The sequence below is a fragment of the Aminobacter sp. LjRoot7 genome (assembly GCF_964252895.1).
In the GTDB taxonomy this organism is placed as follows: Bacteria; Pseudomonadota; Alphaproteobacteria; order Rhizobiales; family Rhizobiaceae; genus Aminobacter; species Aminobacter aminovorans_B.
The window spans coordinates 25723-40126 of the sequence record NZ_CAXUPX020000013.1; the positions used below are offsets into that span (position 1 = coordinate 25723).

Annotated in this window: 17 protein-coding genes; 4 read left to right on the forward strand and 13 right to left on the reverse strand. The window is 64.2% G+C overall.

The window, feature by feature from the left end:
• Positions 1-31: 31 nt before the first annotated feature.
• From ACSQ3E_RS26870 to ACSQ3E_RS26885, 4 genes are read right to left on the reverse strand one after another with little or no spacing between them, the layout of a single operon-like run.
• On the reverse strand, positions 32-457 hold the full coding sequence (locus tag ACSQ3E_RS26870; protein WP_214391285.1) for a DUF1178 family protein: 426 nt from the start codon (positions 455-457) through the stop codon (positions 32-34).
• On the reverse strand, positions 454-1320 hold the full coding sequence (locus tag ACSQ3E_RS26875; protein ID WP_436125009.1) for a carbon-nitrogen hydrolase family protein: 867 nt from the start codon (positions 1318-1320) through the stop codon (positions 454-456). Before ACSQ3E_RS26875 ends, ACSQ3E_RS26870 begins: the two co-directional genes overlap by 4 nt.
• A 15-nt stretch (positions 1321-1335) precedes the next feature.
• The gene (gene grxC / locus ACSQ3E_RS26880) at positions 1336-1599 is read right to left on the reverse strand and encodes a glutaredoxin 3 (protein ID WP_067957776.1); all 264 of its coding nucleotides are present in this window, start codon (positions 1597-1599) and stop codon (positions 1336-1338) included.
• Between the two features lie 26 nt (positions 1600-1625).
• Positions 1626-2411, reverse strand: coding sequence for a ComF family protein (locus ACSQ3E_RS26885; protein WP_436125010.1), 786 nt, complete (start codon positions 2409-2411; stop codon positions 1626-1628).
• Between the two features lie 56 nt (positions 2412-2467).
• Between ACSQ3E_RS26885 and ACSQ3E_RS26890 the strand changes: the two genes are divergently transcribed.
• The gene (locus ACSQ3E_RS26890; protein WP_436125011.1) at positions 2468-3340 is read left to right on the forward strand and encodes a methyltransferase domain-containing protein; all 873 of its coding nucleotides are present in this window, start codon (positions 2468-2470) and stop codon (positions 3338-3340) included.
• 10 nt (positions 3341-3350) lie between these two features.
• Here ACSQ3E_RS26890 and ACSQ3E_RS26895 read toward each other — a convergent pair whose 3' ends face one another.
• The 6 genes from ACSQ3E_RS26895 to ACSQ3E_RS26920 all read right to left on the reverse strand — a co-directional run bounded on the left by ACSQ3E_RS26895 (position 3351) and on the right by ACSQ3E_RS26920 (position 6819).
• Positions 3351-3512, reverse strand: coding sequence for a Flp family type IVb pilin (locus tag ACSQ3E_RS26895; protein WP_310328268.1), 162 nt, complete (start codon positions 3510-3512; stop codon positions 3351-3353).
• A 104-nt stretch (positions 3513-3616) separates the two neighbouring features.
• Positions 3617-3931 carry a hypothetical protein gene (locus ACSQ3E_RS26900; RefSeq protein WP_436125012.1) on the reverse strand — a complete coding sequence of 105 codons (315 nt, stop codon included), beginning with the start codon at positions 3929-3931 and terminating at the stop codon, positions 3617-3619.
• 111 nt (positions 3932-4042) lie between these two features.
• Positions 4043-4456 carry a (deoxy)nucleoside triphosphate pyrophosphohydrolase gene (locus ACSQ3E_RS26905; RefSeq protein ID WP_436125013.1) on the reverse strand — a complete coding sequence of 138 codons (414 nt, stop codon included), beginning with the start codon at positions 4454-4456 and terminating at the stop codon, positions 4043-4045.
• A 1-nt stretch (position 4457) separates the two neighbouring features.
• Positions 4458-5231 carry a GNAT family N-acetyltransferase gene (locus tag ACSQ3E_RS26910; protein ID WP_436125014.1) on the reverse strand — a complete coding sequence of 258 codons (774 nt, stop codon included), beginning with the start codon at positions 5229-5231 and terminating at the stop codon, positions 4458-4460.
• 8 nt (positions 5232-5239) lie between these two features.
• On the reverse strand, positions 5240-6481 hold the full coding sequence (argJ, locus tag ACSQ3E_RS26915; protein WP_436125015.1) for a bifunctional glutamate N-acetyltransferase/amino-acid acetyltransferase ArgJ: 1242 nt from the start codon (positions 6479-6481) through the stop codon (positions 5240-5242).
• Between the two features lie 104 nt (positions 6482-6585).
• Positions 6586-6819 carry a hypothetical protein gene (locus tag ACSQ3E_RS26920; RefSeq protein ID WP_436125016.1) on the reverse strand — a complete coding sequence of 78 codons (234 nt, stop codon included), beginning with the start codon at positions 6817-6819 and terminating at the stop codon, positions 6586-6588.
• Positions 6820-6916: 97 nt separating this feature from the next.
• Here ACSQ3E_RS26920 and ACSQ3E_RS26925 point away from each other — a divergent pair, with 97 nt between their 5' ends.
• Together ACSQ3E_RS26925 and ACSQ3E_RS26930 are read left to right on the forward strand one after the other, a co-directional pair.
• Complete coding sequence (locus tag ACSQ3E_RS26925) at positions 6917-7516, forward strand: TetR/AcrR family transcriptional regulator (RefSeq protein WP_436125017.1); 600 nt, start codon at positions 6917-6919, stop codon at positions 7514-7516.
• 6 nt (positions 7517-7522) lie between these two features.
• Positions 7523-8449 (forward strand): glycosyltransferase, encoded by a 927-nt coding sequence (locus ACSQ3E_RS26930; RefSeq protein ID WP_436125018.1) that lies wholly within the window; start codon positions 7523-7525, stop codon positions 8447-8449.
• 84 nt (positions 8450-8533) lie between these two features.
• On the opposite strand, the gene ACSQ3E_RS26935 is transcribed toward ACSQ3E_RS26930, so the two are convergent.
• Positions 8534-9448 (reverse strand): peptidylprolyl isomerase, encoded by a 915-nt coding sequence (locus ACSQ3E_RS26935; protein ID WP_310328253.1) that lies wholly within the window; start codon positions 9446-9448, stop codon positions 8534-8536.
• A gap of 240 nt (positions 9449-9688) precedes the next feature.
• Here ACSQ3E_RS26935 and secA point away from each other — a divergent pair, with 240 nt between their 5' ends.
• Entirely contained in the window at positions 9689-12412 is a 2724-nt protein-coding gene (secA, locus tag ACSQ3E_RS26940; RefSeq protein ID WP_436125092.1) for a preprotein translocase subunit SecA, read from the forward strand.
• A gap of 61 nt (positions 12413-12473) precedes the next feature.
• Here secA and mgtE read toward each other — a convergent pair whose 3' ends face one another.
• Both mgtE and ACSQ3E_RS26950 read right to left on the reverse strand, forming a co-directional pair.
• On the reverse strand, positions 12474-13862 hold the full coding sequence (mgtE, locus tag ACSQ3E_RS26945; RefSeq protein WP_436125019.1) for a magnesium transporter: 1389 nt from the start codon (positions 13860-13862) through the stop codon (positions 12474-12476).
• A 230-nt stretch (positions 13863-14092) separates the two neighbouring features.
• Positions 14093-14329 (reverse strand): hypothetical protein, encoded by a 237-nt coding sequence (locus tag ACSQ3E_RS26950; protein WP_436125020.1) that lies wholly within the window; start codon positions 14327-14329, stop codon positions 14093-14095.
• Positions 14330-14404 lie beyond the last annotated feature (75 nt).

Genomic DNA, 14404 nt, shown 5'->3' on the forward strand with positions numbered 1-14404 from the left:
CGCGCTCCCCCCAGAAGCTGTCATCCGCCAGTCAGTTCCGGTCGTCGGGAAAAACCGGAAGCGGCATGAACTCGATGCCGTCTTCGGCAAGGCCCTTGGCCTCATCGATGGTGGCGGCGCCGTAGATGCCGCGGGCCTCGGTCTCGCCGAAATGGATCTTGCGCGCTTCCTCGGCGAACTTGTCGCCGACATTTTCGGCGTTCTCGCGAACCTTTTCGGACAGCTCCTTGAGTGCGGCCATCATCTTGCGCTGCTGCTCGCCCATGGCGAGGGCGACCTTTTCCTGTTTGCGCGAGGTCGAGACAGCAGGCGCCATCAGCGCCTTTTCGACCTTCTGCGAGCCGCATTCCGGGCAGGAGACGAAGCCTCGCTTGCGCTGGGTTTCGAAGTCGTCGTTGCTGCGGAACCAGCCCTCGAAGTCATGCGCGTGGTCGCAATGCAGCGAAAATCGGATCAAGATGCGGCTCCCCGGAGCGCTCCCTGGCCGGCTCCGCGCAGCGACACGTTGAATTCGCGCGCGTTCTTGAGGTTGGGGATCTTCTTGCGCGCATCTGCCGAATGCTGGGTGTCGATCTCAGCGATGATGACGCCGGGCTCGTCATGCGCGGCTTCGGCCAGGATGCGGCCCCACGGATCGATAATCAGCGAATGGCCGAAGGTCTCGCGGCCGTCCTCATGCTTGCCACCCTGGGCGGAAGCGATAACGAAGGCGCCGTTTTCGATGGCCCGCGCCCGTAGCAGCGGATGCCAATGCGCAAGGCCGGTCTGGCGCGTGAAGGCGGCGGGGACGGTCAGCACTTCGGCGCCGGCAAGCGCCTCGGCACGGAACAGCTGCGAGAAACGCAGGTCGTAGCAGATGGCAAAGCCGATCTTGGCGAGCGCAGTGTCGGCAACGACGGCCTCGGTGCCCGGCTCATAGGCCGAGGACTCGCGCCAGCTCTCGCCATTGTCGAGGTCGACGTCGAACATGTGAATCTTGTCGTAGGTGGCGAGCATGCCGCCATCAGGGCCGAACAGGAAGGCGCGGTTGGCGAGCTTGCCGTCGGCGCGCACGATGGCCGTTGAGCCGACATGAAGATGGATGCCAAGCTCGGCGGCAAGCTTGCGGCCCGAGGCGACGATCAGGTCGCGATCCTCGGAGGTGAAGGCCGCGGCGCGCGCGTCCTTGTCGCCGACGATGGCGCCGGTCATCTCGGGCGTCTGGACATAAGTCGCGCCAAGGCCGGCGGCCTCGCGGACCAGCGCTTCGAAATCACGCGCGTTACGCTCCGGCTCCTTGCCCGAACGCATCTGCACTGCCGCTGCCTTGAAAATCGCCATTGTTCGTCCTCAGCTTTATGCGCCGGCGGCGAGAAGTTGGTCGAGCCTGCCTTGCGCGTCGAGGTCATGCAGGTCGTCGCAACCGCCGACATGGGTGTTGCCAATGAATATCTGCGGGAAGGTGGCGCGGCCATTGGCGCGCGTGATCATTTCCTGCCGAAGCTCAGGCGAGAAGCTAGCGTCATGTTCGGTGAATGCAACGCCCTTGCGTTCCAAAAGGCGCTTGGCCGCAGTACAGTAGCCACACATCATGCGCGTATAGATAGTCACATCGACCATGACGAAAATCCGTTGTCCTTGGTCGACTATATAGTGTCCGTATCGTCGGGCCGGAAGTCCCCCGGCAACACGCGGGCGAAGGTCAGCACGTCGACCGCGCTGGCGCCGCCCTTCCTGAGCGCCCGCGTCACCGCCGAAACCGTGGCGCCCGTGGTGTAGACGTCGTCGATCACCAGCACCCGCCTGCCCCTGACCTCGATCTCGGCCTCGGGCGGAACGACGAAGGCGGCGCGCACATTGTCTTCGCGTTCGCTCTGGCCGAGACCGATCTGCTGGCGCGTGCGCCTGATGCGGCGCACCGCCATCGGCGCGAAGGGCAGGTTCGAGAGCGTAGCGATGGCGCGGGCAAGTTCCGCCGACTGGTTGTATTGGCGCCAGAAGAAGCGCCGCCAGTGCAGCGGCACTGGCACGACGACCTCGGCGTCGGCAATGAGCTCGGCGCCTGCCCGGAGCATCCAGCGCGCCATCCAGGGCGCTAGGTCGGTGCGATCGTGGAACTTGAGGCCCTGGACCATGCGCCGGGCGATGCCGGTGTAGGCGACTGCAGCGCGGGCACGGGCGAAGGGCGGCGGGTTGGCGATCGCTTCGGCGGACAGGAAGCCAGCGCCGAAATCATGGCTAAGCGGAGTGCCCATCACCTCGCACCACGGCTTTTCGAGAAAGCGCAGTTTCGGCCAGCAGGCACCGCACAAGGCGCCGGGCTGCGTGACCTGGCGACGGCAGCCTGCGCATACCGGCGGAAACAGCATCCGCGCCGGCCATGAAGCCGCGGCAATGGCGAGGCTCTTGATCTCCGGCATCGGATCGGCCACGACAGGTTAGGGTCGGGCGATCATAGCAGAAACCCGGCAAACAAGGACATCTCGACGTGCAAGCCATTTTCGACGCCAGCCTCGTGATCGCGCACCGGCGCCGTGCCCTGGCGCAAGGCACAGCCGGCGCTGATTTCCTGATGGCCCGCGCCGCTGAAGATCTCGGCGAAAGGCTGTCGACGGTCGAGCGGACCTTCGAGCGCGGTGCTGCGATCTTCTCGGTCAGCCCGGCGGCAACCGCGGTGCTGGCAGCCAGCGGCAAGGTCACGGAACTTGTGCGCGTCGAGGCCAATGCGACCTTCCTCGGCGGCGGGCCGGGCATCGTCTCCGATCCCGAGACCATTGCGCTGGAGCCGGCGAGTGTCGACCTCGCCGTGTCGCTGCTGGCGCTGCAGGAGGCCAACGACATTCCCGGCCAGCTGATCCAGATCCGCCGGGCCCTGAAGCCGGACGGGCTGTTCCTCGGGGTATTGGCGGGCGCAGGCACGCTGGTCGAACTGCGCGAAAGCCTACTTGCTGCGGAGACGGAGATTTCAGGCGGGGCAAGCCCGCGCGTCATCCCCTTCACCGACGTACGCGATGCCGGCGGGCTGCTGCAGCGGGCGGGATTTGCCCTGCCGGTCGCCGATGTCGAGACGGTGACGGTACGCTACGACACGATGTTCGGGCTGATGCAGGACCTGCGTGCGATGGGCGTCACAAGTGCCCTCGCCGACCGGTCGCGGAAACCGGCGACACGCAAGCTGTTCCAGCGCGCGGCCGAGATCTACGCCGAGCGCTTCTCCGACCCGGACGGGCGGGTGCGGGCGACCTTTTCGTTCGTCTGGCTGTCAGGCTGGGCGCCCGATCCGTCGCAGCAGAAGCCGCTCAAGCCGGGTTCAGCGCAGGTGTCGCTGGCAAAAGTGCTGGGGGATGAAGGGAAGAGCTAGGCTCTGGGCTTCAGGGCGTGGCTACCTTGGTGCCGATGTTTTCCCAATAGGCCTGAAGTGCCGTACCGAACTGTCCTACGCTGCCGATGATTGCCATCGCGATCAGCGTCGCGATCAGGCTGTATTCGATCGCTGTGGCGCCGCTTTCGTCCCTGAGAAATCGCCTGATCATCGGTCGCGTCCACCCGTCATTCTTGCGTGAGACCATAAGGCCGACATCTTAAGAAAGGTTAACAGCGAAGGCTTAACGGGCAGTGAAGCCGGAAGCCGGCATCATCAGCACTGGCCGCTGCGCTGGCCGTTGTCCTTGATGACGCAAACCGATTGCGGCGTGTCCTGGAGCACGCTGCGGCGCAGCGTATAGCTGGTATTGCGGTTGACCGAGCCGGTAGCGGTGTAATCGAGACCGTCGAACCGAACCTGGTTGAGCAGCGGACGGGTCTTGTCTTCGAGGAAGGGCGTGGCAAACAGCGTCAGCGCGATCGCGATGAAGCCGAACAGCAGCGCGACGCGCAGGATACCGGCCCGCGCCCTGGCAGCCGAGGACGATCGCTCGGGGCGGATCAAATCCCACTCGTTGTCAGCTTGCATTGGCAACGTCCCTCGCGAAAAGCCGTGTCGATGCGCAGCCGAGACAGGCGGCGGCCATTCAATTTTTCACGATTGCATGAACTTTGGCTTAACGCTGCCGGACAGGTGGCCTCAGAGCAGGTCGATAAGGAACGGGATCAGCGGCTCGTCGGCAGGCGGCATGGGATAGTCGCGCATCTGCTTGGGCCGCACCCACTTCAGTACCTGGCCTTCCTTCGGCTCCGGAATGCCCCAGAAGCGGCGGCAGACATAGAGCGGCATCAAGAGGTGGAAGTCGTCATAGGTGTGGCTGGCGAAGGTCAACGGCGCAAGGCACGCCGTCTTGGTCTCGATGCCGATCTCCTCGCGCAACTCGCGGATGAGGGTTTCCTCGGGCGTTTCGCCCTGCTCGACCTTGCCGCCGGGGAACTCCCACAGGCCGGCAAGCGACTTGCCTTCGGGGCGCTGGGCCAGAAGCACGCGGCCGTCGGTATCGACGAGCGCGCAGGCGGCCACCAGCAGCAGGCGTTTTCCCTGTTGGGTCAAGTCAGGCCTCCGGCGGGCGGCGGTAGTGGTAACGATAGACTTCCTTGAAGCCCATCTTCTTGTACAGGCGGATGGCGCCCGCATTGTCAGCCTCGACCTGCAGCCAGGCCTGGCGCGCACCGCGCAGTCGGGCCCATTTCAGCGCCGACAGGATCAGCCTGCGGCCGAAACCCTTGCCGCGCTCGGCTTCGGTGGTGGCGATCTCGAACAGGCCGGCAAGGTCGGTGTCGTGGACGCAGATCGCCGCCGTCACCGGCTGCTCGTCCTGTTCGAGCACGAACATGCCGGCTTCCGGCTGGATCGCGCCAATGATCTCAGACAGGCCGGGCCGCAGCGACGGGTCGAGCCCGTGCACCGCCATCGAGGCGCTGACGAAGCGGCCGATGTCCTTGAGCGGGATCTGGTCCATGGCCTGCTCGACGACGGTATCGTCGAGCGACAGCCGCATCACCATCGATTCAGAGAACGTGCTCCAACCCTCACGGTCGAGATGGGCGGCAATGGCCGGGCCCGACAAGGGCGACATGCGGAAGGTCAGCGGCCGGCCATAGGCCTCGAAGCGGCGGCTGGCGCGGGCGATGCGGTCGGGAATGTTGCGGATGTCGGCGGGGTCGAGCGGATTGACCGAATTGAGCCGCTTGGCAGGGTGACCCGCGGTCAGGCGAACCAGCCAGGTGCCGTCATAATGCACGGCCGCCGCCGGCCAGGCGCGAAAACCCGCCGCCTCGTAGCGGCGGACGATCGCGAGTTCGTGCGACGGGCGGTTCTGGTTCACGTCAGCTATCAGCTCCGGTAGTCGCCGTTGATGGCGACGTATTCCTTAGTCAGGTCGCAGGTCCACACCGTCGCCTTGCCACGGCCAAGGCCGATGTCGGCGCGGATGGCGATGTTGTCGCCCTTCATATAGGCCGAGGTCGCCGCTTCCGAATAGCCCGGATCGCGTTCGCCATTGTGGGCGAGGCGGTTGTCGCCGAACCAGATCGACAGCAGATCGCGGTCGGCCGGCTCGCCGGCCTTGCCGACGGCCATGACGACGCGGCCCCAATTGGCGTCCTCGCCGGCAACGGCGGTCTTGACCAGCGGCGAATTGGCAATCGACAGCGCGATGCGCTTGGCCGAGCGCGCCGACTTGGCACCAGTGACTGTGACTTCGACCTGCTTGCGCGCGCCTTCGCCGTCGCGCACGACCTGGAGCGCGAGCGTCTTCAGCATCTTGTTCAACGCGCGGCGGAAGGCACCGAGGCGCGCATCCTTGGAATCGGAAATGGCAGGCGCACCGCGCTTGGCGGCAGCGCCGGTGGCAAACAGCATCAGCGTGTCGGAGGTCGAGGTGTCGCTGTCCACGGTGACGGCGTTGAAGGTCTTGGCGGTGCCGCGCGACAGCATGTCCTGCAGCACATCAGCTGAAATCGGCGCGTCGGTGGCAACGAAGGACAGCATCGTCGCCATGTCGGGCGCGATCATGCCGGCGCCCTTGGCGATACCGTTTATCGTGACGTCGGTGTCGCCGAGCTTGACGGTCGCGGTGACCACCTTGGGATAGGTGTCGGTGGTCATGATCGCCTTGGCGGCTTCGGTCCACTGGTCGGGCCTGGCGTCCTTGACCATGCCGGACAGCAGGTGGCTGAACTTGCCGGCGTCGAGCGGTTCGCCGATGACACCGGTGGAGGCCAGGAAAACATCACCCGGCGTGCAGCCGGCGGCCTTGGCGGCGGCCTGGCCGGTCAGCGAGGTCGTCTCGCGGCCCTTCTTGCCGGTGAAGGCATTGGCGTTGCCGGAATTGACGATCAGGATGCGTGCCTTGCCGCCGGAAAGGTTCTGGCGGCAGAAATCGACCGGGGCCGACGGGCATTTTGAGCGGGTGAATACGCCGGCAGCTGTCGTTCCCTCGTCGAACACCATGGCCAGCACGTCGGTGCGGCCCTTGTACTTGATCCCCGCTTCGGCGGTGGCGATGCGAACGCCCTCGATGGCGGGCATCTTGGGGTACTTTTTCGGTGCGAGAGGGGAAACGGCAGTCGACATGAAGGAACCTCTGCGGGCTCGGGAAACGGTTGAAGTTGGCACCGTTTGCCCGATAGCGCGAGGCTTCGCAAGGCGTTTTCACCTCACGAAGATGTGGGCCAGCCTCAGCCGACGACCGGATTGAGGAAACCGCGGAAGACACGCTGAACCGTGGGGATCAGGCCCCAGATCATTGCCGACACCATCAGCGGTGCAATTAGCAGCGTGCGCTGCCAGATCGTCCAGCCCTCGGTCAGCGGCATGATGACGTAGAGAAGTGCGGTGATCAGCGGGTAGACGCCGAGCAGGACCATCAGGGCGAAACGCGGGCGGGAAAAGCGGGTTTGGGAACCAGTCATCTTCAACTCCATCGGAACGAAACGTTTCGTTATATAAAACGGACCGTTTCGTTTCGTCAAGAGGTGGTGTAGAGATAATTCGACAATGGAGTTCGGAATGAGCACTGAAGCCGACACCGCGCGCAAATCGATCGGCGCCAAACGCAGCCTGGAAAGTGCGGAAGCCATCCTCGAGGCGGCCGAAGCCGTGCTGATCGAAAACGGCTATTCCGGTTTCTCGATCGAAGCGGTGGCGCGGCGGGCCCGCGCCGGCAAGCCGACGATCTACCGCTGGTGGCCGAGCAAGACGGCCCTGCTGCTCGAGGTCTACCAGCGCCAGAAGCGCGACATCGCCTATTCCGACACCGGCAACGTCGAGGAAGACCTGTTCATCTTCGCAAAAAGCCTGTTTGCGCAGTGGCGCGAAACGCCGGCCGGCAACATCTTCCGTTCGCTCGTGGCCGAAGCCCAGCAGGACCCCGCCGCCGCCGAGGCGCTGGCCACCTATTCCGCCGGCCGCCGCGCCCATACCGGCAAGCTGATCGAACGGGCCAAGGCACGCGGCGAAGTGGCTGCCGATGTCGACGCCACCCAGGTCGCCGACATGGTCTCGTCCTACGCCTGGGTGCATCTCTTGACCGGACGGCTCGACGAGGACGAGGCTATCCTGAGGCAAGCTATCAGGCATATCGTCCACGGCATCGCCGTCAGGAGGTAGCAGAACATGGATCACATCAGGCCGCCGGTACTGCCGATAAGCCTGATCGTGGTATCCGACTATCTCTCGGATGACGGCGATGGCGAGCTGCGCCAGTCGCTGCAGGCCTATCTGCACGACCGGGCGGGCGTGCCGGCCGAAATCATCGTCATGCTGCCGGCGGGAAGCACTTTTTCGTACGGCGTGGATGCGGGCGAGCCATCGGTCGTCATCGTCACCCACGACAGCGACGAATCCTCCCAGCTCAAGGATGCCGCCCTGCCCTACTGCCACCACCCACTGATCGCGGTCGTCGAGGCCGACTGCCTGCCGCAGCCAGGCTGGATGGCCACCCTGCACAAGGCCCTCGACGAGAACCCCGCCGTAGCGGCGGTCTCCGGGCGCACCTCCTATGGCAACGGCAGCATGATGAAACGGGTGATGTCGCTGCTCGACCGCGGCTTCATCGAGTGCCGCGACCGTCATGGCAAGGTGATCCACGTCTCCAGCAACGGCGCGATCTATCGCCGTGCGCTGCTCGAACGCTATCGCTTTGAGCCCGGACAAGGACCGTTCGTCAGCGCCCACATAAGGCAAGATGCGATGAACGAGGATGAAGTTGCATTGGCGGTGGACCCGCGCGCGGTCTCCATCCACGCCTATGAAGGCCTCGGATTCATCTGGGACGTGCGGCGTAACAAAGGATACCAGTTCGCGCTGATGAAGCTGCGCAAACGCAGCGATCGCTCGCGGATGGGGCTGGCAGTCAGCGCGGTGATGGCATCGTTCCGGGAAAACCGGCGGACCATCGATGCGGTGGGCGACCAGTTCTGCTACGCAGCCGACTGGCCGCTGCTGTGGCTGATGATGCTGGCGGTCCGCGTGCCGGAGTTCGTCGGCGCGCTGGCAGCTGGCGACCCGGCCGCATTCAAGGCCTCGACCCGCTACCGTTGACCGCCGCCGGCGGCGAAATGGCGCACGCAAACAAAAAGGGCGGCACCATTGGCACCGCCCTTTGAATTGTCTGTGGTGAGGAAATTACTTCGAGGCGTCGATGGCGTCGATGGCCTTCTTCAGGGCCGGATCGGTGATCTCGACCTTGCCGGCGGTGCGAACCTGCTTGACCAGCTCGATGTACTTCTCGCGGATCAGCAGCGAACGGACCTGGTCCTTGACGGTCTCGAATGCCGGAGGCTGCTGGGCACGCTTGTCCTCGACCTTGATGATGTGCCAGCCGAACTGCGTCTGCACCGGCTCCTTGGAATAGGCGCCGACTTCAAGGGCGAGTGCCGCCTTCTCGAATTCCGGCACCATCTGGCCGGGACCGAAGAAGCCGAGATCGCCACCCGAGGTCTTGCCGGACGGGTCGGTGGTGTTTTCGTTGGCGAGCTTCTGGAAGTCTTCGCCGCCTTCGAGCTTCTTGATGATCGCGTCAGCCTCTTCCTTGGTCTTGACCAGGATGTGGCGGGCGTGGACCTCGTTGACCGGCTTCTGGGCCGCGATTTCCTTGTCGTAGCGGGCGCGGATCTCGTCGTCGGTGATCTTGCCGGCGACTTCCTTTTCCACCAGTTCGCCATGCAGGGCGCGCTGATCGAGGAAAGCGACGCGACGCTGGAAGTCGGCGTCCTTGTCGAGGCCCTTCTCGACGGCCTGGGCGGCCATCAGGCGGATCTCAATGATCGACGACAGGGCGGCGGCGCGGCGCTGCTCCGGCGGCAGGTTGCCGAACTGCTGACCAAGGTCCTGCTCGGCCAAGGTGATATCGGCTTCGGTGACGTTCTCGCCATTGATCGTCGCCACGATCGCGTTCGGATCGACGGCAGCGGCTGCAGGGGCAGCGGCCTGGGGTGCAGGCGCTGTTTCCTGTGCAACCAACGGCAGCGACGACAGCGCCACAAGCCCAGCGGCAAGCCCGACGCGGGCAAGCGAGGCGCTACGGAACGAAAAAGACATCTAAACTCTCCGGTGGGGTGATGACCGCACTTCCAAATCAACCTGAATGTGGCGGAATTTGGCGTCTCCGGCAGGCTCGCTGCAACGTTGACATAAGTTGTGCCCCCTCTTATCTGTCCATCGTCTTCGCGTCCAGAAGGGTTTTTCCGGGCGCTTTTCGTGTTGAGTCTGCCACCCTATGTTCCTCGGCAGGTTCGGCCGGCGGACAGTCGGCTTCATTCGAATTGAAAGGACCACTTGATGGTCAGTCTCGGCGGTCTCGCCCGTAAGATTTTCGGTTCCTCCAACGACCGCCGTGTCAAGTCGACCCGGCCCCGGGTGGAAGCGATCACTGCAATGGAAAATGAACTGCAGGCGCTGACCGACGACCAGCTTCGGGCGCGGACCGAGCAGTTCCGCCAGGACATCGCCAACGGCGCCTCGCTCGACGACCTTCTGGTCCCGGCCTTCGCCACGGTGCGCGAAGGCGCCAAGCGCGCGCTTGGCATGCGTCCCTTCGACGTCCAGATGATCGGCGGCATGGTGTTGCACGGCCGCGGCATCGCCGAGATGCGCACAGGCGAAGGCAAGACGCTGGTCGCCACCCTGCCGGTCTACCTCAATGCCCTGACCGGCAAGGGCGTGCATGTCGTTACCGTCAACGACTATCTGGCCCGCCGCGACGCCGAATGGATGGGCCGTCTCTACAGGTTCCTCGGCCTGTCGGTCGGCATCATCGTGCACGGCCTATCCGACGAAGAGCGCCGCGCGGCCTATGCCTGCGACATCACCTACGCCACCAACAACGAACTCGGCTTCGACTATCTGCGCGACAACATGAAGTACGAGCGCGCCCAGATGGTGCAGCGCGGTCACTTCTTCGCGATCGTCGACGAAGTCGACTCGATCCTGGTCGACGAGGCCCGCACGCCGCTGATCATTTCCGGTCCGCTCGAGGACCGTTCGGAAATGTACAACACCGTCGATGCCTTCATGCAGCAGATGGTTCCGTCCGACTATGAAGTCGACGAGAAGCAGAAGACCGCCATCTTCACCGAAGAAGGCACCGAGAAGATGGAGAACCTGCTGCGCGAGGCAGACCTGCTCAAGGGCGAGTCGCTCTACGACGTCGAAAACGTGGCCATGGTCCACCACGTCAACAATGCGCTCAAAGCGCATCGCTTGTTCCAGAAGGACAAGGACTACATCGTCAAGGACAACGAAATCGTCATCATCGACGAGTTCACCGGCCGCATGATGCCAGGCCGCCGCTTCTCGGAAGGCCTGCACCAGGCGCTGGAAGCCAAGGAACACGTAGCGATCCAGCCGGAAAACCAGACACTGGCCTCGGTTACCTTCCAGAACTACTTCCGCATGTACGAAAAGCTCGCCGGCATGACCGGTACGGCGCTGACGGAAGCCGAAGAGTTCGGCAACATCTACAATCTCGACGTCACCGAGGTTCCGACCAACCTGCCCGTCAGCCGTATCGACGAGGACGACGAGGTCTACCGGACGGTCGAGGAAAAATACAAGGCGATCGTCCGCGAGATCAAGGAAGCCAACGCCAAGGGCCAGCCGACGCTGGTCGGCACAACCTCGATCGAGAAGTCGGAGCAACTGGCCGAGCGCCTGCGCAAGGACGGCTTCAAGGACTTCGAGGTCCTCAACGCCCGCCACCACGAGCGTGAAGCCTCGATCGTCGCCCAAGCCGGCAAGCCAGGTTCGATCACGATTGCCACCAACATGGCCGGCCGCGGCACCGACATCCAGCTCGGCGGCAACGCCGACATGCGCATTGCCGAGGAATTGGGCGACATGCCGGCCGGTGCCGAGCGCGACGCCAAGGAAAAGGCGATCCGCGAGGACGTCGCCCGTCTCAAGGAAAAGGCGCTGGCCGCCGGCGGTCTCTACGTGCTGGCCACCGAACGCCATGAAAGCCGCCGCATCGACAACCAGCTGCGTGGCCGCTCCGGCCGCCAGGGCGATCCGGGTCGCTCGAAGTTCTTCCTGTCGCTGCAGGACGATTTGATGCGCATCTTCGGTTCCGAGCGCATGGACGGCATGCTGACCAAGCTCGGCCTCAAGGAAGACGAGGCCATCGTCCACCCCTGGATCAACAAGGCGCTGGAAAAGGCGCAGAAGAAGGTCGAGGCGCGCAACTTCGACATCCGCAAGAACCTGCTCAAATATGACGACGTGTCGAACGACCAGCGCAAGGTGGTGTTCGAGCAGCGCATCGAGCTGATGGACGCGACCAGCCTGACCGACCGCGTCGCCGAGATGCGCCATGACGTGATCGAGGATCTCGTCGCCAAGCACATTCCCGAAAACGCCTATGCCGAGCAGTGGGACGTCAACGGCCTCAAGGAAGGCGTGATCCAGTCGCTCAACCTCGACCTGCCGGTCGAAGAGTGGGCCAAGGAAGAAGGCATCGCCGAAGAGGAAGTACGCGACCGCATCACAGCCGAAGCCGACAAGGCAGCGGCCGACCGCGCCGAGCGCTTCGGCCCCGAGGTGATGACCTATGTCGAGCGCTCCGTGGTGCTGCAGACCATCGATCACCTGTGGCGCGAGCACCTGGTCAATCTGGACCATCTGCGTTCCGTCGTCGGCTTCCGCGGCTACGCCCAGCGCGACCCGCTGAACGAATACAAGGGCGAGGCCTTCGAGCTGTTCCAGGCGATGCTCGGCAATTTGCGTCAGGCAGTGACCGCGCAGCTGATGCGCGTCGAGTTGGTGCGCCAGGCTGCCGACGCGCCGCCGCCTGAAGCACCCGAAATGCACGGCCACCACATCGACGGCACGACCGGCGAGGACGATTTCGGCGAAGGCTCCGTTGCCGTGCTCGAAGACAGCCGCGTTGTCGCCGCCGAAGACCGCAACCCCAACGACCAGTCGACCTGGGGCCGCGTCGGCCGCAACGAAGCCTGCCCCTGCGGCTCGGGCAAGAAGTACAAGCACTGCCACGGCACCTTCGCCTGATAGGCAGGATTGATCAAAAAAAGGCGCCCCGATGGGCCGCCGTTTTCGTTTGTGCTTTAGGCTACAGCAGCGTGCCGTGGAGGATCACCAGCGCGATGCTGAAATAGATCACCAGGCCGGTGACATCGACAAGCGTCGCAACGAACGGCGCCGAGGCGGTGGCAGGGTCAAACCCCAGCCGCTTCAGGACGAATGGCAGCATCGAGCCGGTCATCGAGCCGAAGGTCACGATACCAACCAGCGTGGCGCCGATGGTCAGCGCCACCAGCTGCCAGTGCGGGCCGTAGTCGTAGAAGCCGAGCAGCTGCCAGGTGACTATGCGGACCATGCCGATGACGCCGAGGATCGAGCCCAGCGTGAGGCCGGCCGGCAACTCGCGCAGCGCCACCTTCCACCAGTCGCCCAGTCGCACCTCGTGGAGCGCCAGTGCCCGGATCAGCAGCGAGCTTGCCTGGCTGCCGGAATTGCCGCCCGAGCTCATGATCAGCGGAATGAACAGCGTCAGCACGATCGCCTTTTCGAGCTCGCCCTCGAAACTCTGCATGGCCGAGGCCGTCAGCATTTCCGACAGGAACAGCACGCTCAGCCAGCCGGCCCGCTTGCGGATCATCCGGAAGAAGCCGATGTCCATGTAGTGCTCGTTGAGCGCCTCCATGCCGCCCATGCGATGAACCTGTTCGGTGTCGCGCTTGACCATGGTGTCGATGACGTCGTCGACAGTGACGATGCCGATGAGGTGGTTCCTGGCATCGACAACCGGCACGGCAAGCAGGTCGTATTTGGCGATCAGGCGCACGGCCTCGTCGCGCGGCGCCAGCGCCGTCGTCTTGATCAGCCGGCGCTTCGGCACGGCCGACAGGATTCCGGCCCTCGGATCGGCAGCTATGACGCGCCGCAGCGGCACGGCATGCACCAGGGTTTGCCGCGACGGATCGACGACGAACACCGCATAGACGGTTTCCCGCGTGCTCTCGACAGCCCGCACATGGCGAAGCACCTCCGACACCGTCCAGTTGGACGGCACCGAGACGAACTCCGTGGTCATCATGGCGCCGACGCAGTCTTCCGGATAGGCCAGCAGCCTCTCCAGCGCCGTGCGTGTTTCGCCGTCGATGCCAGCCAGCAAACCGGCCCGCACATCGGGATCGATTTCCCGAAGCGCATGGGCGGCACGGTCGGCCGACATGCCCGACAGGAGGCGCGCAGCCGTGTGCTGCGGCAGAAGCGCAAGCAACTCGGCCGCGTGGTCGAAGGCAGGCTGGTCGAGCACTTCGACGGCTCGCTCCACCGGCATCAACTCAAAGAGTTGCGCCGTCTGCTCGATGTCGCAAGTGTTGAGCACCTCGACGATGTCGGGTGCAGTTTCTTCCGCAAGACGCGAAGCGATTGCCGCATTGTCGCGGATGGCTGCGTCGTCGCGCAGCTCTTCGATGATGGTGGTGTAGCTCATGTCGCACCCCTTCAGTCGCGCCGATAGCCATCGGCGGCGACCCAGGGAGAGCGATCAACCGCGATCAGTCCCTTCGGTCGGCGTCGACGGCTTGGTCGATCGACTATGACTGTCGCTGTTCATGGTTGTTTCCTTGGGTTCATGCGGCGCAGTGCGTTGGGTGAACTGCCCGCGCGGCCTAAATGGCTCCGACGAGCCAGCCAGTCAACCCCGCGCGCTGGCCTGCCCGATCAAGCCTTGGTGTTCGCAAGCTCGATGAGGTTGCGAAGCGCCGCAACGCCCAGGCTGTTCATGTGCTTGCGCCCGACTAACATGTCGATGCGCATGGCGATCTGGTGCGGATCGGCGCCCTCGAGGTCGGCCAACCGCTCAATGCCGATGTCCTCGAGATAGTGGATCATCTTCGGACCGATCGAATGGGCCCGCAGCATCGATTTGCGCTCGTCTTCGGAGATCACACCGCCCATCCCCGCCGGTTGTCTTGTCCACCCAACCGTTTCTTAATCGCTATCCGCTACATGCTGTGAGCGAAATCGCGGAAG

Coding starts and splice junctions, on each gene's coding strand:
- ACSQ3E_RS26875 (WP_436125009.1), bottom strand. CDS start 1,320: ATGGCGATTTTCAAGGCAGCGGCAGTGCAGATGCGTTCGGGCAAGGAG.
- grxC (WP_067957776.1), bottom strand. CDS start 1,599: ATGGTCGATGTGACTATCTATACGCGCATGATGTGTGGCTACTGTACT.
- ACSQ3E_RS26895 (WP_310328268.1), bottom strand. CDS start 3,512: ATGATCAGGCGATTTCTCAGGGACGAAAGCGGCGCCACAGCGATCGAA.
- ACSQ3E_RS26900 (WP_436125012.1), bottom strand. CDS start 3,931: ATGCAAGCTGACAACGAGTGGGATTTGATCCGCCCCGAGCGATCGTCC.
- argJ (WP_436125015.1), bottom strand. CDS start 6,481: ATGTCGACTGCCGTTTCCCCTCTCGCACCGAAAAAGTACCCCAAGATG.
- ACSQ3E_RS26920 (WP_436125016.1), bottom strand. CDS start 6,819: ATGACTGGTTCCCAAACCCGCTTTTCCCGCCCGCGTTTCGCCCTGATG.
- ACSQ3E_RS26925 (WP_436125017.1), top strand. CDS start 6,917: ATGAGCACTGAAGCCGACACCGCGCGCAAATCGATCGGCGCCAAACGC.
- ACSQ3E_RS26930 (WP_436125018.1), top strand. CDS start 7,523: ATGGATCACATCAGGCCGCCGGTACTGCCGATAAGCCTGATCGTGGTA.
- ACSQ3E_RS26935 (WP_310328253.1), bottom strand. CDS start 9,448: ATGTCTTTTTCGTTCCGTAGCGCCTCGCTTGCCCGCGTCGGGCTTGCC.
- secA (WP_436125092.1), top strand. CDS start 9,689: ATGGTCAGTCTCGGCGGTCTCGCCCGTAAGATTTTCGGTTCCTCCAAC.
- mgtE (WP_436125019.1), bottom strand. CDS start 13,862: ATGAGCTACACCACCATCATCGAAGAGCTGCGCGACGACGCAGCCATC.
- ACSQ3E_RS26950 (WP_436125020.1), bottom strand. CDS start 14,329: ATGGGCGGTGTGATCTCCGAAGACGAGCGCAAATCGATGCTGCGGGCC.